Below are 26,394 nucleotides of genomic sequence, written 5' to 3'. Positions count from 1 at the left end.
GTTTTCTGATTAAAACCATTCCCACTAAAGCTTTACCCCCATTTTCCTCAATGTATCCCGCTCATCGACGAAGCTTTTGCGACTGCCATCTTGTTCTACATAAATACCTGGTGTTAACATAGTGCGGTCTTTTTTGCCGGACATTGATGCCAGATGTTTGATAACTTCTTTGGTCAGCTCCTTTTGCTCCTGTAATTCCTGCCTGACTAACGAGAAGTCCTGCTGAGCCGACTGATTTTTATTGAAACTAGGGCTCTGTACGTACTGAATGACCATATCAGGTAATGCGACTCCGACTCGGCTCATGATTGCCCGCACAGCTGCATTTGGATCATCCCGGTTGAGGGCTTCCAGTGCCGTATCGTACTTAGCCGACATACTGGCCTTGGTAACGTGCTCGCCCCGCTCAACCTCAATGTCAGTACCTTCAATCCGATGGCCGCCCTGCTCGTGGGAACGGCCACTGAGGGGGATCCGGCCACCGTCCCGCAGTTTGATAATGTTTTTAAATTGCTGCTTGATCGCAAAAATCGAAGCCAGAATACTGGCCACGGCCGCGAAGTAAGCGATCGGTCCGGCAATCGGGCCCAGCTGTGCTGATTTGGCTGCGTAGGTGGTCAGGAAGTTAATCCCGTTGCTAATGGCTACTGCTGAGTTGGAAATGGCGGTAGCGGCATCAATAGCCTGCTGTACAGCCAGCGCTTTGCGTCTGACAGCTTCCTCTTCTGCTTTCTGACGCTTCAAATTATCGAGCTCCGCCCGGCGCAAAGCCAGATTGTTGGCGTACCCTTCTTTATCCCTTTCCATTTCAACGGAAACCTGCTCCTCTTTGGCGCTGATCTGGGCATCCAGGGCTTGAATAACCGTATCAGACTGCTCGATGATCAGCTGGGTCGTCGACTGAATTGACTCACCAATTGACTTGAAGCTTTCACGGAGTGAGTTCAACTGCACATCATTCATTCCGTTGGAAATACCCAACAGTTCGAAGATGTCCCGGTTCTTAGGGGTATTGTTGGCCAGTTCGGTTTGCTGTTTTTTCAAGCCGTCGACGGCCGCCTGGGTCTGGGTGATCAACAGGGCGTTTTCAGCCGCTCCCTGTTCTCTGAGGAGCCTGATCGTTTCCTCCCCAAAGTGAATGCGGACAGCCAGCTTCTTTTGTTCCCGCATCGTTGTGATATCGTCGGCATTGAGTGAGGGATCATCCGCGCGCAGATTCTTTTCAAACTGATTTGTATCAGCGAAAGCCGTTTCAATAGCTTCCTGATCTTTGTTTTGTTTCAGGATCAGATCCGCTGCCAGGGTGTTGCGGTCCCGGTTACGTTTAGCGACCATGGCCTTATATACCGCACTGTTTTTTTCCTCATTGGCCAGAATCAATTCCCAAGCCTTCTCGAACTCAGCAAGCTCTTTGGGGGTACCGGTAGCGGCTATAATTGCCCGGGCGTCATTCCGCTGTTTGACAAGCGCATCATAGCCCAGGGTATTTTGCTCTTCAATCTTTAGCTTTTCCTCCCAGAACTTATCGAATAGCTGTAATTCGTTTTCATTGGACTTTTTGGCCAGCTCCAGTAACTGATACTCCTGACGGATACGGGACAGAACTAGTTGACGGGACCGCTCGTCCTCGATCTGTTTCTGACGGTCGGCAAAGATCTGGGCAATCATCGGGGCCGAGTTCTCCAGGGTAATGCTGGTATCAGCGACTACCTGACGTTTTCCGTTCACCTCGACGACTTTGTTTGACTTAGCCAGTTGCAGCTTTTTCTCAATCAAATCGCGCTGTTGCTTGAGCTCCTTCTGATCCAGATCGGCCCGGGCGTTAATGTAAGCTTCTCCGCCTTTCTGCAGGGCCTCCAGTCGCTCCTTACCATAGTCGGATTCCAACTTCTGGGCTTCTTTGGCAAAGTCCTCTTTGGCAGCCAGTAACAGGCGGTTATTCTCATTTTCAATATCCTGCGCTTTCTTCCCGGCTTTCTTCTGTTCATCGGTGGCCCCTTCATTGAGCAATTGCGCTAGATTCTTGGCCTGATCAGCCGCTTGCTTATTTACTTTGGCCAGATTGCTGTCGGCTAGCTTCTTACCGGTGGAGGCTGCCAGAATCTTCTCCCTGGACTCCTGAAACTGTTTGCGCAGCTTACCCTCATCCTGAACGTTATCCTTGATCTGCTGCTCCAGTTGTTTACGCAGACGGGCGTGATCAGCTACCGCATCGAAATACGCCTTATCCCGCTGGGCTTTGACGGTTACAGCAGCATCCTTGATGGCCTGCGCTTCAGTATCCCCTCGATCTTTATTTACTTTTTTAAGGATGGTCAGATCATCGTTGACTGATTGCGTAGTAGCCGTAACGATTCCACCTGTTAGCGCATCCTGACGGGCCTGATTCAGATTAGCCTGACGCTGTTTGTTGGCATCTTTGCCAGCTGTATACAGAGCCCCCAATAGGCCATCCTGCTCATTATTGACGTAGCTACTAATGAACGTTTTGAACACCGATGTTTTAGAGCCGATATCGTTAACGAAGTTGGTAAACCGCTGCACCATACCTCGCAGGAAACCGTCATTGCTTTGTCCCAGATTCCGGAAGAAACTATCAATCGAGGTACCCGCTTTTTTGAGATCAGTGGCCAGATTATCGGTATTAGTTTTGGCCTGATCGTACGCCACATTGGTACCGGTAAGCGTTTCGGTCATCTTGGCTACCTCTCCCCGGGCATCCAGTACCTGTTTGGCCGCTACAATATTTTCCGTACCAAAAATTTTGGCTTGCTTGGCAGTCGTATTGTACTTTTCAGCTGCATTCTCCAAAGCTGTATTTAGTCCAACAATCGATGGCCGCAGGTTCTTATCCGAATCAGTTTCCAGCTTAAGCAGTACGTTCCGAAGGGCCGTACCAGCCTCCCCGCCCTTGATCATCTTACCCGCCAGTATCTGAAGCAGCGCGTTTCCCTGCTCAAAGCTGAGGCCGGCGGCTTTCATGGCAGTACCGGAATTCTTCAAGGCTTCCGCCGTATCGTTGATTTCGGAGTTACCCAGCTTGGCACCTGCGGCCAGCACGTTCGAGAAGCGAGCCGCCTGATCAGCACCCTCCTCGAACTGGGATAAGCTACCCAGTAATGCCCGGGCCGTATCGTCGAGACTTTCTTTTGATGCCTGGGAGAGGGTGATTACTTCCTTGGTGGTCTGAGCCAGTGCCTCATTATTTTCCAGCAATTCAAGCTTGATACCAGCAATGCTTTTAAAAGCTTCGAGTACAGTTGTGCCGGCGATACCCGTATCTTTTTCAATCTTCTGGGCCTGATCGTCGAGGAACTGTAGGCTCTTACCCGTAGCCCCAGTCAACGCACTGACTTCGCTAAGCTTCTCACCATATTCAGCCCACTCCTTTGTTCCCTTGATGACAGTTGCCGTTGCGGCCGCCACGGCTCCCGCTGCGGCCAATGTACCGCCTGAAAGCTGCACGCCTGTACTGTCCGCTAACTGATCGATAACGGCTTCGGTTACATTGCCCAGACCTCCACCAGAATTAGATGAATTACCCTTGTTTGATCCAGCACCGGGCAGAAATCGGCCATCCCCGCCACGGGTAGGCACATCGACCTTTGGAATACTCAGACCTTTAGCAAACTTCGCTTTTAGTTTATCCCACCACGAATCAGCCTCTTTCAGCGGTTTATTGATATTCTTTTCGATAGCCTCATCAACCTGGCTGATCTGCTTTTTAAGATCTCCATACGCATCCGCCGCAGCTAGTTCGTCCTGTTTCTTTTTGATATCGGCGGTCGTCTGCTTAACTCGTTCTTGCTCCTTTCGGAAAGAAACCGCAGCAGCCTCAACGCGTTGGTAGATCTGGACCTGCTGACCCAGTGCCTTATTGAAATCGGCCTGCCTGACTGACATTCCGGCCAAAGGATTCTTACTGGCCTGTTTAGTGATGATGGCATCTACCTTGCCCAGTGTGTCAGATACCTGGTCCATCTGGACAAAGAACTGCTGAAGGTCGAGCGTATATTTAGTACCTATTTCCTGCATGAGACTATTGTTTATAAGAGGCTGCAATGGCCTCGTTTCTTGCCTTAGCGGCTTTGTAGAGGTAATAAAATTCAACGGTCGTCATACGCTCCAGTACGGCTACACCTTCCGGACGACCTTCAGCCAGACCCAGCAGCAGCTGGTTCCAGTACAGATCCCTTTCGGCTAGCTGATTTCCGACTGTGGTGGGCTTGCTACCTCCTGATTGAGTACGTCCAGCGCTGGGAGTCTTAGGCTCAACGAAGACAGACTTATGAGTGCGTTCAAGTGAGCGTCGGTAATTTTTAGGTAGTCTAACGCCCAGCTCAAAAAAAAATTCTTAGTAATTCCGGCTTTCGCCCAGTCGTCGATCTTCTGTTTACCAAGTTCCGGACTATAGGCCCGAAGATCCTCATCCTCCCGGTTGATAAACAGGGTGCAGATGTACAGAATGGGAGATTCACGACTTTGCAGGTCCGCAGCGCCCCGTATCAGATTATCTGCCGTCAGGGCCGCATCAGCAATCTTGGACTCATTCAGGAAATCATAAATCCGACGTGCCTCTAACGCTATCGCTTTCGCATCCCGGCCAAGGGTAGCGTACAGACTGTATTTCTCCAGGTAGCGATCACGGATGACGCTGAGGTCAATCGTATGATCGACACGATAGGTATGGCCATTGGCATCGAATGTGGTTGTACCGGTTGACAGGTTCACCGGTAATAGATTAGGGTCTCTTTCTGACATGAGAATGAGCGATTAGAAATGAATTACTGGGAGCGAATGAGCTCTTAAGGAATGGTTTGCCTTGTACGACCGGGCGGGCCAAAGTATGCTGCTCGTTGCGGCAGAGCGGACCAAAGATTTCCTGAATCAATAGATTACAGCAATGTGTACTGGGACGAAATAGCCCTATATCTTGTTTAGTAAATAGACAATCATGTTATTCTCATGGCTTACCAGGCTAAACCCAATCCGTACCTAGACGCTTCCGGCTACCCACTACCCGGCAAGAGCGCGGGTGCCCGCATGTTTGCCCAGCAGGAGAACGAGCGGTACCTGGCTTCTCTGTCACCCGAAGAGCGCACCCGGATACTGGCCCGCCAGTGCAATGCTCAGCTTCACCAGAATAGCTGAACCGGACAACCAAAGATGCGATTACTGAAAAGTAATCAGAAATATAGGAGCAATCCGTTAGGTAACCGGTAAAAGCTGGCATCAGTAACAGGCTCATACCGACCAAAGAAATTTACAGCGTCTTTGCGAGATATCTTCTGATTTGATAATTCAGCCAAGTACAATCGTCTACACTCCAGTTCCTCTTCAGTATAAGCCCTTCCCTGCTTCGCTTTTAATTCCAGCAGTGGCTGAGGATTGCCATTCATGGCGGCGTGTAACGCTAGTATCTTATGGTTTTTATTCTGCCGATGAGTGTCCATGGTATAATTAAATTTTACTTAGTGCCTTTTCCAACAAATCATCGATTTGCTCATCTGATAGAAGGGATAAATCAATCTTAGTTTTGTAACGGCCGTGGACTTGCATCAACTTATCGACCGCATCTTTTGGATCGGCGAGTTCAATTTCCAAGCCGTACTGCCCCTGCTTGATCTTCTTCAACAGGTGAATATTGGCTTTAGCCTCATCGGAGGTTAGATCTAACCGGGCCTCCACCCTCTTAATCGGCTGGCCATCCGGGTCTAGTAGCGGCATGCCCGTAAGCATGTTATGCTCATAGACCTCCTGATACCGTATGAAGGGTTCCAGACTTCCCCGAGCCCATATAGTCAACCGGCCAATGGCTTCGCCGGCACTCATGCTGTGCTCTTCTAAAAAGGCTGAGAGGGCCGCTTTCACTGCTGGTTTTCTTAGTTGTTTAGCCGCTTCCACATGGGCATTCTTTTCCGAATAACCGGCTTCCCTCGCGGCCCGGGCCCCATTGCCATGTTCACTGTAGGCTAACACGAACCGCCTTTGCCGATCGGTCAGCAGACTCATCGGATCTGGTTTGCTAATTGGCCCAGATTGGTCATTGGCTTCCATAAAATGCAGCGAATTATCTCCCTTGAGCGGAGGTTACCAAAATAAACTTTTGATGAATGGGTTCTGTACGACCGAACTAGGCCAAGTACTCATCGGGTCAGTTGCGGCATGACCCATCGCCAAAGTGTCAACCAGTGATTGGTTGAAGAATATAAAGATACAGAAACCTTTGTTTTTAAAGATCTCCATCACAAGTTATTGATCTTTCTGTCTCACGCGATGTGATAAGCCCAACCAACTTGTTTTAATGTCCGGTGCTAAATGATGGGACTTATTAATGGATCTAGGTTAATAAAGTAACCCGACAAAATATTAACTTTTATTAACCCCTTCTCCTGAATTTGCTTTCTGCTGGTAGTACTGAATTCGTTTGTTGGCGCTGTACAGACAGCAGGCCAGCGCACGAAAGTTCAGCCCTTCCCGGAGCGCCTGCTGCTCACAGGCTAGGCCATACTCAGCCGGTAGAACCGGGTAGTTTGGCCTTGGCGTCGACTGATCACTGAGCTGCCAGCGTGCCACCTCCTCCGTGTGCTTCTCGATCTGCTGCTGATAGTTATCCAGCAGGTGATCAATCAAGCGGGGCAACAACGCTGGCCAGTTATCAGCGGTGTAAGCATCCGGAAACAGGCGGGCAACGCTGATTTGTAGTGTCTTCATCTTAGAGATTGTCTTCCTGGTTGAGCGATGAAATGGCCTGGCTGGCCAGTCGTTGATACCCGTGCATAACCTGCTCATGACCCTCGGCCTGCTGCCGGTAGTGATCAGCTGCTTTCATCTGGGCGGCCAGTTCGAGTTGAAGCAGATGATGCGTCAACGCTAAAAATGCGTAAGAGTGCTTTTTTTGTCTGGCCAGCAGGGTAACTGCTTGCTGCAATTCCGGACTGATTGCCGGGTAGCTGGTCTCCCGATTCTGAGCGCGTTGCTGCTCATAATAATCGCGCTGTATCAGAAAGGCTTTCAAATGAACCTCGACAAAATCAGTTAGCAGTCGTTTCCAGGTAAACAGACTATATCGATCGGGAAAGGCTCTGGCGATGGCCTGGCGTAAAGCTGAGTGAAACATCGTCATTTGGTTGTTTTTGCGTAAAGTAATAAAATCCGCTGAGCACAGGCCTGTACATCACCACCGTTGTAAGCACTGAGCAGGCCTGTCGCGTGCTCATAAAATGCATTATACCCGTCCAGGCAAAATTCGACCTGTATGTCGGAAATCTCCTGCTTAACGGCTTGCTGATGGCGAAACGATTCAGGTAGCTCACGTTCAGAAATCATTACCGTTTCTCCTTCCGTATCGGTTGCCGCATAGTACCAGAGCAGATCACCGAATGTGTCCTGAATGGCTTTGTTTTTTATCTGTTGAGTGGCGCCAAAGGAATGCGATAAGCTGAGCAGCTCTCTATACTGCTCAATTTGATCCGGCAGATCCTCGACGCTGGCACAGTCAAAGCACCGCTCCAGACACTCGAACGGATTGAATACCTGATCCTCATTCTCCGCCCACTTTTCGTGTTCATCGATGTAGGGGTCAAAGTTTTCAGCGATAAAATCCGTACAGACCTGATGAAGTCTGGTCAGTTTTGTATGGAGGTTTTGGGCTTGCCGGTACGTTTTCGCCAGCACGACGAATATATCGTCAGGAATCTGATCCGTTTGGCTGCTGGTATTGTAACAGTAGCTTTCAGCTAGTTGATAGTTACTCAGTGCCTCAATGGCTAATTCGCCAATATGCCGGAGATTGATGTAAGTCATGGTCTTATTTTTAAGAGGTTTATAAAATGAATCAGTAAAATGAGTAGACGTCTATCTTCCTTCAGATCAACAGTGACAAACAATTGATATTCAGTAATATACACATGTGGCGAGTGGATAATCTGTCGATCAGAAACCCTCCTGACCGGCCAGAATGACAGTTTCTTCACTGCTTTCAGCTACAGAGAGGCTTACATATACTGCTTGTAATAAAGGTGCGCTTTGGGCAGGAGCTTCGTCAGCAATTCGGTTTGTGGACACCTCAGCCCAGAAAACAGCCGTACCCGTTTCACCATCCCGGCTTTTAACAATGCCATACTCAAGTTGCTGGTCAAAAAGGGGCTCTTCGTAGTATCCCCCATTGGCCTCTGCAGCATCCCGAGCGGCTTTGTCTTTGTAGTAGTCGTCCCGGTAGAGCATGATGATTACCGTAGCATCCTGTTCAAACTGACCGGTCGAGCGCAGATCCGCCATACCCGCCCGTTTGCTGCCTGGCCGATTCTCTACACCCCGGCTGAGCTGAGCCAACTCGATAATAGGACAGTTCAGACGCTTCCGGAGCCGCTGGAGCTTGTTAGACACGCTGGTGAGGATATCATACTCCGCCGACGACTTAATGGTGCGGTCGGTCATTTTCTGAACGTAATCGATAATGACCAGACCAATGCCATGCCGTTTTTTCCAATGGAGAAGCTTGTACGACAAATCATTCACATCCGCGTTATGATCATCGTAAAAATGAATAGGCAACCGCTCGATCCGACCGATAGCGGCATGAATTTGCATCATTTCAGCCGGACTGACAGTTCCTCGCTTGATTCTTGAATATGGTATGCCGGTCTCATTGGCAATGATGCGGTTCATCAATGATTTAGCTGGCATTTCCAGAGACAGAAAGGCTACTGGTACGCCATCCCGGGCCGCAGCCAGCGCATGATACACGCCGGCTATACTCTTGCCCATGCCCGGCCGACCCGCGATCATGACGATATCTGAATCCTGCCAGCCTCCCAAAACCCGGTTGAGTTTGCCCAAACCTGTATTGATACCCGTGAGGCCACCTTTCTTGTTCATAGCCGATTCGAGCGACGTAACGGACTCCCGAATGATATCCGCCAGACTCTGATCGGCGCCGACGGATAAACCACCCGAAACAGAATCTGTGGCCCTGGTCAGCATGTCGACGATCTGGCCGACTGAATCGCCGGATTGAACACTGGCTAGGATTGCACTGGCCGACTCCATGGCCATCCGTTTGACCCACAAATCCCGAAGGTGCATACAGGTATCCACAAACTCAGACGTTTTAGCCTCCGCTGGAAGCCCTGTCAGACTAATTCCCATGTCGAGCAGTCTGGCCTGGGTACCAATCGCGTTTATACGTTGCAGAACTGTACCCAGCTTAATAACCTTACCCTCATCGTACAGCGTGCATAAGGTATCAAACAGAATTCGATAGCCTTCATGCATCAGTACTTCTCCACTGGCCAATCGCTCACGAGCGTCAGGCATCAGTTTAGGTGAATCCAGGAGCATAGCGACCAGGGCTCGTTCGGCCGCCGAATCTGAGAGAGTAGGGATATTAACGCTGATGTCAGTAGCCTCGCTGGTTTTTCTTGATTTGTAGTTGCCGTTCATACTCGAGAATCAGTTTTGTTTCGTCTAAATCATCCTGCCTTAAAACAGGGGCAGCATAGGTCAGATCAGGGGTTGGCTTTAATCGCCGGCTGTTCAGATTGCGATAGTCTTTTCTTCTGAGTATTTCGTTTACTTGCTCGGAGTGATTCATACCAGTTCACGATATGGTTTATTAGCGGTTGAGCTCGTCTGCGGTTGAATCGGAACGTAACTGGCCGTTGGAATCTGCCCCGTTGGCCTGGGAGCCACTTCGAATTCACTTTCCCACAATTTGTGTTTCAAGTAGCGCTCCGGATCCTTCCGATATTGCGAGTCCGGTTGATAGGCCTGATAACGGTCAATGCCATCGTAAGCGGCTTGCTGATCAGGTCTGGCTAGTTTGTTCCACTCCCTCATTGCAGCCGGTTTGCTACCTGTCTTTTTGCCATATTGATCCCAGAAGCGATTGAACTCTGTCGTATCCGGCTTATTAGATACTTTAGTATCTTTTACTTTACTTTCCTTTACTTTACTTTGTGTAGTTTCTGTGACAGGAATATCAGTTTCTGTGGCAGTTACCTTCTCTTTTGCCTCTAGAGCCACCAACCGGGACCGATTTCGCTTCTCAAAGACCTGCTCCAGTCCCTTATTCAAATCCGGGCATATCAGAAAACCGACTTCGTTACGAACGAAAAGACTTATTTTTTCGGCAAGCTGTATCAAACTGTGGATATCTGTGACAGAAACGCCGAAGTCTCCAGATAATAATTCCAGTTCCAACTCATCCATACTGAGTTGAATGTGATCTGCATCAGTCATGGCTTCCAGTAACATCAGCACAAGTCCATAACCAGCCGGACCGAAACGGGCACGTATGGCTCTGATTCGACGGTCGTTTCGAAAACTAGCTTTGTGGGGGAAATAGTCGGCGTTATGTCGAGCAGGGCGGGGCATAGCAAATTAGTTAAGCGTACACGGCTGTTTTCAACTAGAGTTGAACTGTCATGACCTTTTCCCACTATTACGCTCTTTTGACTCTTTACGGCGATTAAGACGAGCACCGACTTGCTGACGTACCTGCTCTTCCAGCTCTTCAGAGGTTGCCTTACGGCCATTCTTCACCCATTGCATCAGCTCTGAGCGCAAAAAAATCAATTTGCTGCTACCTGGGGGTTTGCTGAATGGAATCCGCTTTTCATAGACCATACCGTATACGGTAGCAGAGGTCAGATTAAGTAATTCGGCTGCTTGGCCGACGGTTAGTAATTCGTCGGCAGGGGGAGAGGATAGAGGCGACTGATCAAGTCGATCGAGGAGCGTTTGCACCAGTTGGCGCGTTTCGCTCACTTCATTTTGTAGTTTATGAAAATCGAGTGTCATACATCGGCTGGTTTATGTAAGCCGATGGCAAAGGGACGAAGAAAATAATGTCCGTTTCAAGGTCAGTAGACATGAAATGGACATCAAACGGACATCGAATTCTCGTTTTTATTTTGATTTCCGCGTGTGCCGTAGGGTTTTGACCAAAAACCCAGGGACAAATGGAGCGATGGTCTTGCCTGTATTACGAACAAACAATTTTGATAACTGCTCGCTTAGTAAGCTTGCCAATCCTTTTGGCGCTGCACCAGTTTCACGAAAGGTTGTACCGAACTCTCCTACTTCGCAGGTAACTACGATTGGCTTACTAGGAGCTATTTGTTTAAATATAAGGTCATATAGTTCTGGAAATTCTCCATTCTCATCACTTTCTACATACTCCAAAAGGTCCTCGTACAGTGCCTGACGAGAAGAAGGGGGAATTGATAGTATTTGAGGGCTCCGTTGGTCTTTTATTGAGGATGACGAGGTCTTATTTTCCTTGTCAACAGAGTGCTCTACTATTTTGATACTGGCGATTATGTCTTTAAGGTAAGATTCATAGTGGATAATATCCCAGTACATAGCCAAGTCTTCCATCCCTGAACCAAAGGTTTTATCTTCGAATTGAGCTAATTCAACAGGACGATTTGTAGTTAAAGTGCGCCGTAGTTTTGCAGTGGGGGAAAAAAGAGAAGGTGAGTCATCAATAGCGGATGAGATGTCTTTAAGCTCTGCATGTAAGAGTTCCTCTTTGCGTAGTGATGCAGCAAGGCGCTTTTCTAAATCTTCTTTTAAATAGTCAAGTGATTTAACAATAAAGGCTATGTCCCTATCCTCCTCCTCATCATCATCACTAAATGACCAACTAGTTTTACTGCCTCTTATGGCTTTCTTTTCGGCAATAAATTTCCTTCTCCAGCTTTCCAACTCCAGCCTAAGTTGTTCCTGTCTGTAGTCATCTGGACCTATAGAAGTATTTTGATGATGCTTGGTGAATAGCTTTTCGATAGCATTTTTATCAATAGTTGTCAAGTCTTCAGTTAACCGTTCCATCCGCCATTGACAATATTCACCTAGATCCCTATCTATTAATTCAGGGTCTGTCAGCCGTTCGAACTCAGCTTGATTAAGTTCAAATGTTAACTGAGTCTGTCTTAACTCTTTATTCAAGAGCGCATAAACTGTAAAAAAGGGACCATTTTTATGTTCTAAAAACCATTCCACGAAACCGGCATACCGAGGTTTGATGAGATATTTTTTTTTGAGATACGGGCTTATCTCTTCCACGATATCCTGAAACTTAATTTTCATTTTATCAGGCAGGGCTTCAATAGCATCATAGTAAAGTTTAAACATGGGATCTAGCGCAGAGTTAGGCAAGTTATAATGAACAGCCTTACCGGATTTCTCTTCAAACAACACTAGACAAAATTCCCCCCCTTCCCTCAGCAGCTTATCAACTACTACCGGAATTTTTTTTGTATAAGTCATGGTATGGTTTATTTTTTGAATCCAGTCAATGCATTTGCATATTGTCGCTTTACATCATCCTCAAAGCTATCGAGGTAACTCTCCGTTGTACGAATATCCTGATGGCCAAGACTCTCACTAATGAACTCGATCGGCGCTCCGGATCGCTTTAAGACCGTACTGAAGGAGTGTCGGGCGGTGTAGGTCGTTACGTCTTTATCGATGCCTACCGTTTCAGCAATCTGTCTAACGTACTTGTTAGTTGTCTTGACAAACTGCTTGATAAGGGCCATTTCCCGCTCGGCACTCAGGCCAGGTGTTAATACACTAAATACATATTTGGTGGCGGAAGCAGGCTTCTGTCCCCACTTGTCTATAATTCGATGCGTGTCCTCAGTTAAGGCTACCGTTATAGGCTTTACCTCTCGTTTTGTCCGTTCGGTCTTAGCGCGTACAAAGCGGAGCTGATTACCATCAATTTGCTGATAGGTAAGTCGACATATATCTTTAGGGTTCATGCCATTGCAGAGATATGAGAATAGCCATAGATCCTTAGCCTTATCCTCTGCACTCATGGGATGAGCAGCGTAATTATAAATCTTTTCTATATCGGCTAGTGTGAGTGCTTTCTTAACATTACGCCCGGTGGGTATTTGGTATCGGCGCTTAGTGAATGGGTAACCATCCCGGTCGACTATACCATCCTCGACGGCCCGATTATAAATCGTTCGCAAGCTTCGCAAGTATATACCCACTGAGGTAATGGATCGCCCCTTACCTATCATCCACTGCTCGAATCCTTTCAACCACTGCGGAGTAATTTCCTTAAACGCCAATGGGACCTTACGCGAGTGGTAGTCCAGCAGCGCATTAGCAGCACACTGGTAACTGTCGGCGGTGCCGGCCCGGCCCTCGACAGACAGTTGGCTGATATATTCAGTAAAAGCAGCAAAGACATTGTCTGTCCTTATAGTCTCGGTACCTACATATTGCTTTTCAAAATCATCGAATGTAAAAACAGGTAGGTTGCGAATTACCCGCTCAGCCCGATTACTGAAGGAGTCCAGTAAAGACTTGGTGTCCCGAATGAAGTCTTCCCTTGGCTTAGGTTTGCCTACCTTTTCCCACTGTGAATCGGTCAGGCTTATTTCGGTTGGATAGTACCGTTGCTGACGCTGATAAGTTACGCGCAGCTTAACCGGGTAGGTACCGTCTTTTTTCTGCTTACGGGTATCGAAATAGAAGTTGACTGTAGCGCTCATAAAACTGGGGCTCCCTCCTATCGCCGTGCAGTAAATTAGTCAGGGGGCTAAATCGGTTGCATACAAATTTGCATACAGTTTCCCGTAATATCTAGCAATGGGACGAAAAATAATGTAGGTTTTTATGCATTTCAGCGCAATTGACGAGGTTTTACAAAAGAGTACGAAGTAGCATTAAAGGTAATACCCTGACTACGGATCAGGAGGTTTGGGGTTCGAATCCCTACGAGTGCACTAGATACTTTACTACAAGCCTGCAAAACCCGCCCATACAGCGGGTTTTCTGCTTTTTTACCCAATACTTTCGGTTATGGCAAATATGCCGACTTAGAGTCTTTAATTAACAAGCCTATCCCCGTCGTGCCCCTTTCAAAGAGCGTCCTGGCCATCATCGACAAATACCAGGGAGTGGAGAACCTACCGAAGATCTCAAACGCAAAGTATAACGCTTGGCTGAAACAGGTTCAGTACATGGCTGGCATTAAATTAAGCCTCACAGTTAAGATTGCCCGAAAGACGTTTACTAACTCATGTTAAACGAGTTAGGCGTTTTAGAGGAAAGCGTAGCCGCTATGCTTGGTCATTCCAGCGCCAAACACGTTCGGTACTACGGCAAAGCTAATGAGAAAAAGGTGGCGAGAGAGATATTTTATAACTAAAGTTCTAATTGGAAACGGCAGTATAATTATGCTGCCGTTTCCAATTAGAACTTTAGTTTACCATTTGTAAAAGTTCAGAGATCATTTCTGTAAATTCATATCTTTCAACTCCATCTTCATCAATATAGCATTCGGCCTCTCTAATATGGCGTACTTCCATTTTCTTCCAGCATTTTTCAAGAACATCATCTTTAGCTATCCTCAAATGACTATTAATTATCACCTTAACATCGTCTGTATCAGAAAAAAAAGCTTTAATTTCTTCTATGCCTAAGATTTCTGGATGCAAATAATTTTCAGGTTCGCGTTTTCTAGTTAAAAATCCTTTTTTACCTTCTTGAATCAATTCATTTATTTTAATTAAATTTTGACCCTCTTCTTGCGTTCCTTTATCTGAATCTAATAATACTGCCCAAGGAAGACCAAACTGTTCTGCTAATTTTTTTGCTTTCCAATGTTTTAGATTACCACATCCACCAATAACTAATGGCAATATTTTAGCTTCTTCGAGCGTATTAGTAATATACCCACCTTCTTTCAATTTTTGGCACATATGACCAATAAAGGTTACATCAGAATGTCCTTCAAGTAAAATAAGAGCCTTAGCTTTAACAATATTTAATGTATCTGGAAATACTCCAAGAGCATTTGAAATCTTTTCAAATACATCATCTGTACCAAACAAAGCATTTGGTACAGAATTAATTTTTTCAACTAATACTAACCCATCAATTGGCAAAAGACCAGCTAGAGCAGGTACATGAGTAGTCAAAATAACCTGACAGTTAGGTTTATCAGAAATTTGTAATAAAGCCTTTACAAGCATCTCCTGGTACTTAGGGTGTTGTGAAGTCTCAGGCTCTTCAAAAGCATATATAACTCTTTGACTATCAGATTTATCTAGCCGCCGTTCTGCTTCCGCTCTGAAAAAATTCAGAAGAATCAATCTACGTACTCCACTACCTCGTTTATTTATTGGAATATTATCTTCGTCATCAATTGAGAAATCAAAAGTCCATTTAGGTGGTGACTTAAAGCGTGGATTTAAATAACTTGCCAAACTACTATCCATCTCTTTTAATTTTTCAATAGTATTTTGCGCCCGTTCTAATACCCTTTGTTGGATCTGTTCTTGAATAAGCTGAATTTGATCTTTCAATTCATTTTGTGCATGTTTAACAGCCTCTTGAAGAGGATTCTTCGCATGAGGGTCTGAATCTTTACTTTCTCTATCCCCTCGAAATAAAGCAAACATTGGTAGAAGAGATGTAATTTTTTCCTGTATACTTTTTGAGTCACCAGCAAATTTACTAATCTCTAACTCAGTTTCCTTAAGTTTAAGACTTGGGCAATTACTCCAAAGTGCCTTTCTCCAATCTGAGCTTTTTCTCTCATCATCTACAAGACCTTTATCCATTCCAACATCAGATGACCTCTTTTTTAATTCGCTAATTTTTAGACTGTGCAAATCAAGATAATTTTCACATGATGGATGATTAGCCAAAATAAATACTTGAGGTTTATTTAGAGCAGAACGTTTGAATTTTTTTATTAGCTCAAATTCTCCATTAGCATTAAGTAAGTACTCGCCTGCCAATGAAGTATTATTAGCTTCATCAATAATTACTTGTCCGGGTATGTCATCAAAAATACAAGATATCTCAATTTCTAGATCAGGGTATTGGACATTAAAATCATCTTTATCTAAAGATATTTCTCCTCCTTCGAAAAACAAATCTAATGCCTCAAGAATAGTAGACTTACCAACATCATTCTTACCCGTAATTCCTGTAAGTTTTTCATGAATTGGTATTATTACTTTCTGAGAGTATCCTCTAAAATTCTTTAACGACAATTTTATAAGCCTCATTTATTTAAGATAAGATTGAGTGTAGGGAAGACCATAGTTAGTGAAAATCAGACGATTATGTTGAAATCTTTTGTATATTATATAACTACGATCAAATAAACATACATATACAACCCTGAATGCTAGTACTTTATACCGTATTATAAATCGTAAAATAGTAGCATTAAATATTTATTTCTCTGAGAATATTAATGTATATATCCAAAAAGTTCAATACTTATACTTTTGCACTTCTTTTAAAGTGAAACAGTGTCACAATGAGACTGTTTCGGAAAAACATCCCCATTTAAGGTCATTTTTTTCTTTATCGACCCCGCCCTTTAGCAATTTGGAACTTTCCATTTTCGCGGATCCCGAACATATGAAACGCCCCCGCCAAATTTGGAAATAGATTTAAGAATGGCTATCCTTTCTTACCGTTTCGGCTGCTCAACGTAGATGACTGTTTTGCGCGTCAAGCTGGCCTACGTAAAATAAAACCTACCATTTGTTAAGTAGTATACTGAACCAGTAACATTGGATTTGTATATTGTAGAATAGAGTTTGGCCTCTATTCCAGCCTACATTGACCTACCTCAATAGCCTACCTGAGCGCCATAAAAACACCTAAATGAACCTACCATGCAAGCATTAACGACTTCCGAGAGTAAAAAGAAGCAGCAACCGGGTGGCAGAGGGCATAACCCTGCTTTCGAGGATCATCGAAGTCAAACCAACAGATTAATCGAACTGCATGAGTCACTTGGTCGGCACAATAAACTATCTCCCGGTGAATTGATGCAGCAGGCGATCAACGAAAAAAGGAAACAGGAAGGTAATACGGTTAAGCCATTTGCCGCACTGGCCGAAGCAGCTCTCACGTACATACCTCAACAGGATAGACAAGCCGTGCAGCAATTGATCCAGTTTCTGAAAACAGCCGACCCAAAAAGCATGTTCCAGCTAACTGAGGTTTCTAACAAAGCGAACAAAGTGTATGAATCGTTTGACTTTAGACTCAAGGAACATAATGAAGAAGCCTGGACCTATCAAACTAATTTAGATAATTGGCGCTACCAATTGCAAATAGCCATCTACCAGCGAAGGGATGAGTTGATTAAACAACAACCTGAGCGATTGCTTCAATTTGGCTTAGAAAAGCAGTTTAAAAAAATGCATCCGGATATGGACGTTCCTGCCTGTCTGGTCAACACGCAAAAACAGTTGGGCGTCGTTTTATTCGGTGGCAAAGTAGAAAATGACTGTGGTCGATTCGCGACAAAACTCTTCAATGAACTAAGAACGAGGGCCTTGCTGGCGCTGGAAGAAGAAGGTTCAACAGGAAAACAAATGCTGAACCATCCCGCCATTTCAGATCTCCACAACGATGTGTTGACCTATTTTAAAAGTGCCACGTTTCCCTATCCTCACCACGCAAAAACAGCAATCGGATCGGATAAGGGCAAAATCTATTCCTTAGAAGCCCATAAAGGAAAGCCCTTTATATTAGCTCCGGAATTGCGCGAGTTTAATTCACTCGATGATTACCTGGAAAGCAATGATGTTTATATTGAAAAGCGGGCGACAAAAAATCTGCTTTCAGAAATGGGAATAAAAGATGTCGACCAGTACACCGACGAATATATAATGAAACTCCTGAAAGGTTCTTTCATGCATGAAATAATTGAGCCTTTGGGGAAAAGGTAAACTAAATGGGAATGAACGATGTACCAAACTGCTTTTAGCCAAAGAACGAGAACGATGTTCTTCATATTTTAGGCTATTGGTTAAGCGCACCTTGACCATTGAGAGTTCGTTGGCAATATCTCCTATTACGATGGATATTCCTGAAAAGCCTGCTTTAAGCCGTTTGGTTGATTTTTACCCGACGTTCATTGCAACCCTTTCAGGGTGATTGGCCTCCAGAAGGTTAAATCAAATAATTTACGTTTACCACTCAACGATCAAGTATGAAACCATTTCTGCTGATTGGACTACTGGGCCTGCTGCTGGCCTGCTCCAAAAACGAGCCAACGGAGAATCCTACGCCCGTCATTACCGCCAAAGCAATTCAGAAAACGACGCTTCAGGCCAGTGCTGGCCAGGCCAAACGGGATTCGGTAATCGTTACCATCAGTTTTTCAGATGGCGACGGTGACCTTGGCGAAAACACGCAGGATTCAACGCGGCTTAAGACTGTCTTTGGCAACCAGCCCTGGGGCAACTACCAGATCCGGACGTTTCAGTTGGTCAATAATACGTTTGAAGAGATCAATATACCTGGCAACAATAAGCTTTTCGTCAATCTGGGTAGCGGCCCGGCCCGACCGCAAGTTGGTACAATCGACTATAAACAGGTCTTTCCATATACGGGCGCGTACAAACTGCGGCCTGTTAAGTTCCAACTGCGTATGCGGGATCGAAACCTGAACGAAAGCAATGTAGTCGAGACCGATACCGTTAGCCTCCCCATTCGCCTATAAGTTCATTAACCCGTTGACACGGTTGATGGAGCGCGATTTTATTCTGTCAACTCACCCATCGCTAAGGCAATGAGCTGCCAGAGGGTCGATTCGGGCCGGTTAATCCACTTTGCTTACCGGTTGTGTTTATCGTGAAGAACAACAATGCCGCAACTAAACGCCGTGGACTTGATGAAGCGTAACGGCTGTTTACCGTTACGCTCGCCGAAAACCGGCATGCCCTTCCCAATGGCCGTTGGGTTGATAAACAGATGATACTCGTCGATCAGGCCATGTTTAACCAGCCTTGACACGAAACCCGCACCGCCATAGGCGATCAGGTCTCCCCCATCCGCTTGTTTGAGTGGGGTGGTTTCTTTACGTCAAATCCATTTCGCCGTTTGGCCCTCCCATATAGCCGTTGATCGTTATTTGGACCTGCAGTTTTAATTTCCTCATTTGGCCAGCTGTTTTTTTACAAAGATGGTTGGCTAAGTGGTCAAAAGCAGGCGGCTTATCCGTCATTGAGAGGACGTGATTCCGACAAGTCCGAATTGGTCATGGCGCGAAAATCCGTATGTATCATAAGCGTAGCCCGTAGACCAAACGACCTAGAACTGATACCTGAATTGCGCCTGTACGCTTAGCGAATAAGAGCGTGAGTAATCGTAATTGTCCGGCTTTGCATTCAGGCTGTATTCCAGCATGGGCTGAACCACTAGAGACGTGCGTTCCCTGACTTGAAAAATTGCCCCCGCACCCACCATCAATGGACCCTTACGAATGGCCTTACCTTCCTTGATCGGTACTTCCTGCCCGTTGAGGTAGATATAAGAGGTCGATCGAAAATTCGCTGACGTGCCTACTGAAAGATAAGGAGAAACGCGTTTGTCTGTCCACCGATAGTTCAGGAGAACCGGTATCCTGTACCCATACTGGAAGGGATGAGGGTTGTGAATGCTAATCGTACTGTTGTCATCATTAACGTTGAAATCGCCTTTTGTCGACAAGATGGACGTAGCCCAGATACCAGTGGATACAGACCATTTGGCAGAGAAGCCATAATGCCCCATCAGACCAAATGAATACCCTATAGTATGTGATCGCGAAGCTATTGACGTGGTTGGAAAAGCAGGATCGGTAGAAAAAGGAAGCACAGCGTTGAACGCGGAGTGCCCATACAGGGGGGCAACATTGACAGATATTGAAAATCGACTCTGCCCCAAAGCTGGGTTTATCCATTTGCCCAGAGTGAGCATGAGCCAGGCCAGAAAGAAGAGTTTAGTTTTCATCGTGCCCGTAAACAAACAGTGTGTTCAGTTGAGTCACTACCCAAACCCGTTTTCAGGCGTATTCTACTTACCATCCATAAGGCTACTCTAGCGAAACACAATCGATTTAATCCTGAGTCTACGACTCCTTCTGACAAGGCCTACCGCCTTCAGGGTTTCCATTGGGTAATTAATCCTGGAAAACGTTCATTCTGAACATCATGGCTACTGCCGACAGCTGGCAGGCTCATTTAGTTAAGCAATAACCAATGGCCAGTTGGGCTGTAAATGAACCGTGTAAACGGTTGTCTGGTTTGTACGTGTTGACTTGAAGACCCGCCGACAAGTCGTAATAAAAGCGCTTAGGGGGTAACTGTCGTTGCATGCCCCACAAGACCCGCACATTCACCGTATTACCCAGTCCGAGAGGGTAAGTACTCCGGTAAAGGCTCTGTTCTCCCCAATCAGCAACAACAGGAGACCTGTAATAAGCGCCTACGCTCAGGTAGTTGCCACTGTTGTATTGAACATTCCTGCCAGCAGCCAGACGGAGGTCCAAATTATAATAATAACGAGCGCTCAGACTGGCCTGGGCCGTGATCGATCGATACCGGATGGTGGGCTTATTTTGTTCGCTGCGACTAATATGATCGGTACGCAGGTTAACCACTGAGAGCAGGGATACTTTGCGCGTGAGTCGTAACTCGTGGCTGAAGCCAGGGCTGACCAGGTTGAACAGGCCAACTCGCCACAGCGATTTCCTCAGTAAAGGCGTGGCTGAATCGGCTTGTGCGACACTGACCAAAGGCAACATAGTGCAGCCTATCAGAATGATTGATGTAAAAAGATGCGTCCGCATTGTCGTGTTCTTTCAGTGGAGACCTTATCGACAGATAACTGGTTGTACGCCTTCTGTTTTATTTTATAACCAATGCTCTGTTCAGCAACATTGACAGGTAACAATTATACACAAAGAGATATGATTTTGCCAACATTTATACCCTCTGATTGCTTTTAGGGGTATGGATACTGAACCCAAACCCACCACCGGCCTATCTCTAACGGATTCGAGCGGACGCGAACTGCTCCAGTCGTCCCTGTCAGACTATGTCGCCTTTCTTCGTCAGCAACCCGCCGTTTGCGGTACACCCGAACAGCAGGAAGCTCTTATTAAACATGTTGCCCAGGGGCACGAGCTGATCAAGCTCGTAGCAGCTGAACGACTGAAGATTACCCGTCAGCTCGACAAACAGAAACACGACTGGATGGAGATTGAGAAAGAGATGACGGCCCCTATTCTGGCCGCTATGCAGCCTCTGAAAGATGCGGTCGACCATTATAATCGGGAAGTGCTGCGGGTTCGGGAGCATCAGCAGGCCCAAGCCGCCCAGCAAACGGCCCAGACCGAGTCGGGTCAGACAACCTGGCTGATGCCTGACGTAGCCCTGGTTGCCAAGCCCAAGGGGGTACAGATGAAGTGGACATTTAACATCGTCGACCCAAATCAGGTGCCTAATGGGTACTGGATCATCGATGAGGGAGCCATTAAAGCCGATATTGCCAACGGCGTTCGCGAAATACCCGGCGTTCGTATTTATGAGGAAGCTGTTACAACCTTTCGTCGATAAGTAGACTCTTTTGACCTGGTGTAACCCGCTTGTGCGCTATGAAACCCGTTTTTCTACTCACCCTATTCTTTGGTTTGATAACCGCCAAGGCTTCTTTTAGTCAGGTTTATGTCGACGGCGTTCTAATTGATACACTAAACACGCCCTATTGCCAGTTGATTGGTTCCAATGCCAGTCTGTTGTCCAAAGCGCACATCGTCATCGACTATGGACAACGGTATTTAAACTCTGGACTAAACCGACAACAAATCAGTGGTCCCAACCGGCAGCCCATGGTCTTTAATTCAACCATCGATGCACTCAACTTCATGGTCAGACAAGGCTGGGAATTGATTTCTACTCAGGTGATCGGTAACGAATCCGGGTCAGAAAGTACATTCATCTATATGCTGAAACGAAGAAAGCTCCCGCTTGAGCCAAATTAATAACAGGCAATTAGTCCGCAGTAAGTAAATCATATATAAAGGCATAGTGGATTCTATCTGCTATGCCTTTTTTATTGCCTGACACACCAACCCGGTGGAACAACGCTCTGAGTAAATACACGTGTTGCCCAAACCGGCCTACTTAAGCTATTTACGTTAACGAAAGTGGGCTACCTAGGCACTAAAGGCTATTTTTTCATTAATCAAAGGGAGACTTGCCCGATACTTATACAATCCACCGTTGAGTATATTTAATGTTTATTAAAACAAAAAATTGCAAACTTAGTTACCGAAAACCTCATCTCTTTTTATCTCATGAACTCACTCTACGCGACATCTGATCAGGCATCTGAAAAAGAGGCTCATTCACAACTTAACTCCTCAAAAGGGCATCGGTTAACATTCAAGCGCGCTTGCCCATCCTGTCAGCGTACGTATGCACTGGAACGGGTGCCTCGTTCCTTTTTTCTTAAGTATATCCTTTTCTTCATTCCAACCCGTGTGTATCACTGCTATAATTGCCAGCATACGTTTACCCGAATCAATTGAAGAACGTATAAACGTAGTCTCTACCTACTGAACAACCCACTTTTCACCTACACAAGAGCCGGTCAGCCAACCGGCTTTTTTGTTTCTTTCAGAGTACACAAGCTTAAGGTAATTTCTTTCGTTTTATAAACAGACGGTTAGATTTATCGGTATAACTCTCTTTTTATGGCTACGCAGAACGTTGAACCCACTGTTTACCGATGAACCTGATGAATGGATCAGGGTGACTATTACTGAACTGTCTCAGGATACTTTCGTATCTTGCCGTCCATTCAGACAGCGTTTGCTATCTAATACTCCTTTTTTGAGTACCAAACCCCGATTGCTGCCCGTACGACAGGATTACCGCTGGCAGATTTGCCTCCTATTAATTCAAGTGTGTAGTCGTCACGCAGTGTTTTTTTAGCCGAAATAAATTCGGGAGTTGTCAGAAAGGAAAAGTTCTGACTTTTTTTTCGCTTAACCTGATCTAATGAAAAGCGCTTATGCCGCGTTGGCGAACTCGGTAGCTGGACGCTAATTAATTGACTATTAAATTACCTTATTCATGAGCAAACAAACATACATCCCGAAAGTAGCTGACTGGGTGCGAGTACATGGGTTCAACGACATCAAAGCCAATACAGAAGGGTTTCAAACCCCCATCTCCTACGGTCGTCAGCAAGACAGCGAACAGTTCATTCCTGACGTAACAGGAAAACAATTCGATCAGGAGTCGTACTTCGAGGTGATATTGAAAAGCAGTGGCGATGAAGCGCGGCACTTGCTGTCCAAATTAAAATTATTGAGTCAGTTAGCCGCCGTAAAAGGAGGAAAACTGTATCTGATGTCGCCCAGAGGGCACCGTTCCTACGCCAAGGAAGTGCTGGCAGAAAGCAATATCGTTGCCGAAGTAATCAATTTACCCTAGCCTGGTTTATTACCTTTGTTAAGACAGGCCGATCAGACCAAGGCTTCTATCATCGGGCAAACACCAACCCACTTTGGGCTTGAACACTTTGCCCAATCTAGTAGTAGTTACCCTATACAGCCTGTTTTAACTTATTATGCCTCTTTTCGTTATCGTCCGGCATGGACAATCCCAGTGGAACTCCGAAAATCGCTTTACGGGTTCCACCAATACCCCGTTAACTGATCTTGGCCGCCACGAAGCCCGCGAAGCCGGTATCTTACTGAAGGCCAAACAGCCGCCCAATTTTGCCATTGGCTTTACGTCGGTTTTGCAACGGGCCATTGAAACAATGGCGATTATTCTGGCCGAAATTGGCCAGACCGATTTGCCCGTCGAACAAAGTGCGGCTCTCAATGAACGCATGTATGGCGATTTGCAGGGCATGAACAAGCACGAAGCCGAAGAGCGCTTCGGAGCTGAACAGGTTTTCCGCTGGCGACGTGGTTACACCGATCAGCCCCCCAATGGCGAGAGCCTGGCCGATACCTACGCGCGGGTTATTCCTTACTTCCAGAGCAAAATTCTGCCTCATCTGCAGGCTGGCCAGCCAGTACTCGTGGTAGCCCATGGCAACAGCCTGCGGGCCCTGCTGATGGATCTGGAACACATCAGCCCCGAAGACATTGAGAAAGTTGAGTTGGCAACGGGCATTCCCCGCCAATATGAGTACGACGCAGCAACGGGTGAGTTCAGGCTATTACCGAGCTAAAACGTGAATTCTTTTGGACACGATCCTGTTGACTCAGACGCAAAGAAAGACAAAACGTAAACGTATGAAAGCCGTTGTATTAAGCGATTGGGGTGGTGCCGAAAACTTTACCGTTCAGGATATACCCACTCCAGCCATCAGGGCCGATGAAGTTCTGGTTAAAGTCAGGGCATTTGGGGTGAATCCCGCCGACTTCAAAACCCGTACTGGTGCCGCACCCTACTCAAAAGACTATACGCATCCCATTGTGCTGGGCTGGGACATGGCGGGTGAGGTGGTTGAAGCCGGTTCTGACGTGACAACATTCAAACCCGGCGATGCCGTGTATGGCATGGTCAACTTCCCGAAACCAGGCCAGGCATACGCCGAATACGTAGCCGCTCCCGCTGCTCACCTGGCGCTCAAACCCGCAGCCCTATCGTTTGAAGAAGCGGCCGCAGCTCCGCTGGCTGTCCTTACGGCCTGGCAGGCGCTGACCGAACATGGCCAACTGAAATCGGGCGAGAAAGTCTTGATTCAGGCAGCATCCGGTGGCGTTGGCCACCTGGGCGTCCAACTGGCAAAAGCACTGGGCGCTTATGTAATCGGGACCGCATCCGGTAAAAACGAAGCCTTCGTTCGGTCGTTGGGAGCCGATGCGTTCATCGACTATACCCAAACCAGCGTAGAGGATTCAGTAAGCGACATTGACCTTGTTTTCGATACGGCCGGTGCCGATACCATCATGGCTTCGGCTAAAGTCCTGAAACCAAACGGCCGGTTGATTTCCATTGCCTATGGCGCTATGGATAAAGTGCTGGCCATTCGCCCCGATATTCGCGCAGAGCGTATTCTGGTCCACACCAGTGGTGATGACCTGCGTACCATTAATGAGTTTATTGACGCGGGCAAACTAAAAATTTCCGTGAGCGAGGTTTTACCTGCTGATCAAATCGCTGATGCCCATCAAAAGCTGGAGAGCCGCCGGACAACCGGAAAAATCGTGCTGACGTTTTGAGTTGGCTAATAGAACGCAGATGGTTATGATTGCTAAGATTCTCAGTGATTTCTGGTCAACCTAATCTTATCAATCATAACCATCCAGTTACCTCTTACGTTTTCCGTTTCTTCTTTCGGGCCGAAGGGAACAAAACGTTATTTAGAATAAGCCGATAGCCGGGTGAGTGAGGATGCAGATTCAGGTCGGTAGGATTACGGAAGCCGCCCCCCCCCCGAAGCCCTTCGGGATCATGCCCGCCGTAGAATGTCCATTGGCCCTTACCCGATTCACCATAGATATAGCGATCGGAGGTTTTGCCTTCACCCATCACCAGTGAGCTGGGCTTAACGGCTGATTTCCGGAAGGCGGTTGTCTGGCCGAAGAATTCCTTGATAATGGACTCATGGTTTTGGGTGAGCATGGCCGGAATAACATCCCACTTGGCCGAGAAATTAAACAGTTCGAAAAAACCGCTGGCCTGATCGAACCCACGTCCACCTGCCGAATTGATATCCGAGAAAGTAGAGAATCCCCGGTAGCCATTGTCGCCTTCGAGGGTGAAATTGCCAAAAGCAAAGGTCTTGCTAAAATCAAGTTTCGACTGAGCATCCGGATCGACGTCGTCGCCGTCGTAGCTGCTGCCCACAATATCGACGCCATCGGCAGCCAGCGCAATGTCGAGCGTTTCGGCGGCCGAACACATGGCGAAGAGATATCCCCCACCCGCACAGAATGCTTTGATGCCTTTGGCTACAGCCAGCTTCATCTGCGACACTTTCGGGTAACCGTACTTTCGGGCAATATCTTCCTGTACCTTAATATCGGTCAGTGATTGCCGATGCATGTTTCGCCCATATTGCCCCGTAAAATCTTCATGGTGCAGGTGTAGCCAGTCATATTTGGGCAAATCGCCTTTCAGCACTTCTTCGTCGTAAACGACTTCATAGGGAATTTCGGCGTAGGTCAGTACCAGCAAAACGGCATCGGTATTTTCAAACTCGGCCGGACTTACTTTGATGGGTGAGTAAACGATGATCTTGGCTGCTTTCTGAAGCGTGACCACGTTCATATTTACATCGGGATCGGATAATTGCTGTTTGATCGAAGCCGCTTTGGCATCCGAAATGACTTCGACCGAAACGCCCCGCACCCGGCATTCGGTTTCAATAGAAGCAATCTGTTTGATCATGAAACTGCCGCCCCGGTAATTCAGTAACCAGTCGACATCCAGATCTTCTTTCAGCGCCTTATAGGCAATACCGTATGCCTTGAGGTGATTCGACTGCTGATTATCCATGGGAATCAGAATCGAGTTGGCCCAGCCCGGAACCGCCCGACCGATAATTGCCAGTAATAACAGAAAAGATAGGTGCCGTTTCATAACGTGCGTTATT

26 protein-coding genes are annotated in these 26,394 nt (G+C 46.7%); 10 read left to right on the top strand and 16 right to left on the bottom strand.

Going from position 1 to position 26,394, the window contains the following annotated elements; genetic code table 11:
• Positions 1-24: 24 nt before the first annotated feature.
• Both ACYVAM_RS16890 and ACYVAM_RS16885 read right to left on the bottom strand, forming a co-directional pair.
• Positions 25-4,035 carry a phage tail tape measure protein gene (locus tag ACYVAM_RS16890; RefSeq protein WP_461069039.1) on the bottom strand — a complete coding sequence of 1,337 codons (4,011 nt, stop codon included), beginning with the start codon at positions 4,033-4,035 and terminating at the stop codon, positions 25-27.
• A 165-nt stretch (positions 4,036-4,200) separates the two neighbouring features.
• Positions 4,201-4,761 (bottom strand): hypothetical protein, encoded by a 561-nt coding sequence (locus ACYVAM_RS16885; RefSeq protein ID WP_461069037.1) that lies wholly within the window; start codon positions 4,759-4,761, stop codon positions 4,201-4,203.
• Positions 4,762-4,965: 204 nt separating this feature from the next.
• Between ACYVAM_RS16885 and ACYVAM_RS16880 the strand changes: the two genes are divergently transcribed.
• Entirely contained in the window at positions 4,966-5,151 is a 186-nt protein-coding gene (locus tag ACYVAM_RS16880; RefSeq protein ID WP_461069035.1) for a hypothetical protein, read from the top strand.
• Between the two features lie 309 nt (positions 5,152-5,460).
• Here the strand turns inward: ACYVAM_RS16880 and ACYVAM_RS16875 are convergent, their stop codons facing one another.
• From ACYVAM_RS16875 to ACYVAM_RS16835, 9 genes are all read right to left on the bottom strand, one after another.
• Complete coding sequence (locus ACYVAM_RS16875; protein ID WP_461069033.1) at positions 5,461-6,057, bottom strand: terminase small subunit; 597 nt, start codon at positions 6,055-6,057, stop codon at positions 5,461-5,463.
• 312 nt (positions 6,058-6,369) lie between these two features.
• A complete protein-coding gene (locus tag ACYVAM_RS16870; protein WP_461069031.1) occupies positions 6,370-6,714 on the bottom strand; it encodes a hypothetical protein in 345 nt (114 codons plus the stop codon).
• 1 nt (position 6,715) lies between these two features.
• Positions 6,716-7,120, bottom strand: coding sequence for a hypothetical protein (locus ACYVAM_RS16865; protein ID WP_461069029.1), 405 nt, complete (start codon positions 7,118-7,120; stop codon positions 6,716-6,718).
• Between the two features lie 2 nt (positions 7,121-7,122).
• On the bottom strand, positions 7,123-7,806 hold the full coding sequence (locus tag ACYVAM_RS16860; protein ID WP_461069028.1) for a hypothetical protein: 684 nt from the start codon (positions 7,804-7,806) through the stop codon (positions 7,123-7,125).
• Positions 7,807-7,935: 129 nt separating this feature from the next.
• On the bottom strand, positions 7,936-9,444 hold the full coding sequence (locus tag ACYVAM_RS16855) for a replicative DNA helicase (RefSeq protein WP_461069026.1): 1,509 nt from the start codon (positions 9,442-9,444) through the stop codon (positions 7,936-7,938).
• 147 nt (positions 9,445-9,591) lie between these two features.
• Positions 9,592-10,377 carry a Lin1244/Lin1753 domain-containing protein gene (locus ACYVAM_RS16850; RefSeq protein ID WP_461069024.1) on the bottom strand — a complete coding sequence of 262 codons (786 nt, stop codon included), beginning with the start codon at positions 10,375-10,377 and terminating at the stop codon, positions 9,592-9,594.
• A gap of 48 nt (positions 10,378-10,425) precedes the next feature.
• Positions 10,426-10,803 carry a helix-turn-helix transcriptional regulator gene (locus tag ACYVAM_RS16845; protein ID WP_461069022.1) on the bottom strand — a complete coding sequence of 126 codons (378 nt, stop codon included), beginning with the start codon at positions 10,801-10,803 and terminating at the stop codon, positions 10,426-10,428.
• A gap of 108 nt (positions 10,804-10,911) precedes the next feature.
• Positions 10,912-12,276, bottom strand: a complete 1,365-nt coding sequence (locus ACYVAM_RS16840; protein WP_461069020.1) for a hypothetical protein — start codon at positions 12,274-12,276, stop codon at positions 10,912-10,914.
• A gap of 8 nt (positions 12,277-12,284) precedes the next feature.
• Complete coding sequence (locus ACYVAM_RS16835; protein ID WP_461069018.1) at positions 12,285-13,517, bottom strand: phage integrase SAM-like domain-containing protein; 1,233 nt, start codon at positions 13,515-13,517, stop codon at positions 12,285-12,287.
• Between the two features lie 530 nt (positions 13,518-14,047).
• On the opposite strand from ACYVAM_RS16835, the gene ACYVAM_RS16830 reads away from it, so the two are divergent.
• Positions 14,048-14,176: a hypothetical protein gene (locus ACYVAM_RS16830; protein WP_461069016.1), complete on the top strand. Its 129-nt coding sequence runs from the start codon at positions 14,048-14,050 to the stop codon at positions 14,174-14,176.
• 52 nt (positions 14,177-14,228) lie between these two features.
• On the opposite strand, the gene ACYVAM_RS16825 is transcribed toward ACYVAM_RS16830, so the two are convergent.
• Complete coding sequence (locus ACYVAM_RS16825) at positions 14,229-16,046, bottom strand: AAA family ATPase (RefSeq protein ID WP_461069014.1); 1,818 nt, start codon at positions 16,044-16,046, stop codon at positions 14,229-14,231.
• Between the two features lie 621 nt (positions 16,047-16,667).
• Here ACYVAM_RS16825 and ACYVAM_RS16820 point away from each other — a divergent pair.
• Together ACYVAM_RS16820 and ACYVAM_RS16815 are read left to right on the top strand one after the other, a co-directional pair.
• Positions 16,668-17,732: a hypothetical protein gene (locus tag ACYVAM_RS16820; protein WP_461069012.1), complete on the top strand. Its 1,065-nt coding sequence runs from the start codon at positions 16,668-16,670 to the stop codon at positions 17,730-17,732.
• A gap of 263 nt (positions 17,733-17,995) precedes the next feature.
• Complete coding sequence (locus ACYVAM_RS16815; RefSeq protein WP_461069010.1) at positions 17,996-18,508, top strand: hypothetical protein; 513 nt, start codon at positions 17,996-17,998, stop codon at positions 18,506-18,508.
• A 113-nt stretch (positions 18,509-18,621) separates the two neighbouring features.
• On the opposite strand, the gene ACYVAM_RS16810 is transcribed toward ACYVAM_RS16815, so the two are convergent.
• The 3 genes from ACYVAM_RS16810 to ACYVAM_RS16800 form a co-directional block, all read right to left on the bottom strand.
• The gene (locus tag ACYVAM_RS16810) at positions 18,622-18,801 is read right to left on the bottom strand and encodes a dihydrofolate reductase family protein (RefSeq protein WP_461069008.1); all 180 of its coding nucleotides are present in this window, start codon (positions 18,799-18,801) and stop codon (positions 18,622-18,624) included.
• 297 nt (positions 18,802-19,098) lie between these two features.
• The gene (locus ACYVAM_RS16805; RefSeq protein WP_461069006.1) at positions 19,099-19,779 is read right to left on the bottom strand and encodes a hypothetical protein; all 681 of its coding nucleotides are present in this window, start codon (positions 19,777-19,779) and stop codon (positions 19,099-19,101) included.
• A 226-nt stretch (positions 19,780-20,005) separates the two neighbouring features.
• On the bottom strand, positions 20,006-20,572 hold the full coding sequence (locus ACYVAM_RS16800) for a hypothetical protein (protein ID WP_461069004.1): 567 nt from the start codon (positions 20,570-20,572) through the stop codon (positions 20,006-20,008).
• Between the two features lie 208 nt (positions 20,573-20,780).
• Between ACYVAM_RS16800 and ACYVAM_RS16795 the strand changes: the two genes are divergently transcribed.
• The 6 genes from ACYVAM_RS16795 (at position 20,781) to ACYVAM_RS16770 (ending at position 25,018) form a co-directional block, all read left to right on the top strand.
• Entirely contained in the window at positions 20,781-21,386 is a 606-nt protein-coding gene (locus tag ACYVAM_RS16795) for a hypothetical protein (RefSeq protein WP_461069002.1), read from the top strand.
• A 38-nt stretch (positions 21,387-21,424) separates the two neighbouring features.
• Entirely contained in the window at positions 21,425-21,811 is a 387-nt protein-coding gene (locus tag ACYVAM_RS16790; RefSeq protein ID WP_461069000.1) for a hypothetical protein, read from the top strand.
• A 315-nt stretch (positions 21,812-22,126) separates the two neighbouring features.
• Complete coding sequence (locus ACYVAM_RS16785; protein WP_461068998.1) at positions 22,127-22,360, top strand: hypothetical protein; 234 nt, start codon at positions 22,127-22,129, stop codon at positions 22,358-22,360.
• A 547-nt stretch (positions 22,361-22,907) separates the two neighbouring features.
• On the top strand, positions 22,908-23,270 hold the full coding sequence (locus ACYVAM_RS16780) for a hypothetical protein (protein WP_461068996.1): 363 nt from the start codon (positions 22,908-22,910) through the stop codon (positions 23,268-23,270).
• Between the two features lie 136 nt (positions 23,271-23,406).
• Entirely contained in the window at positions 23,407-24,021 is a 615-nt protein-coding gene (locus ACYVAM_RS16775; RefSeq protein ID WP_461068994.1) for a 2,3-bisphosphoglycerate-dependent phosphoglycerate mutase, read from the top strand.
• Between the two features lie 64 nt (positions 24,022-24,085).
• Positions 24,086-25,018: an NADP-dependent oxidoreductase gene (locus tag ACYVAM_RS16770; RefSeq protein WP_461068992.1), complete on the top strand. Its 933-nt coding sequence runs from the start codon at positions 24,086-24,088 to the stop codon at positions 25,016-25,018.
• Positions 25,019-25,112: 94 nt separating this feature from the next.
• On the opposite strand, the gene ACYVAM_RS16765 is transcribed toward ACYVAM_RS16770, so the two are convergent.
• Positions 25,113-26,381 carry an asparagine synthetase B gene (locus ACYVAM_RS16765; RefSeq protein WP_461068990.1) on the bottom strand — a complete coding sequence of 423 codons (1,269 nt, stop codon included), beginning with the start codon at positions 26,379-26,381 and terminating at the stop codon, positions 25,113-25,115.
• Positions 26,382-26,394 lie beyond the last annotated feature (13 nt).

It is taken from the genome of Spirosoma horti, assembly GCF_054776595.1.
Note: the sequence above shows the minus strand (reverse complement) of the source record. Positions and strands in the feature narration are given on the sequence as shown.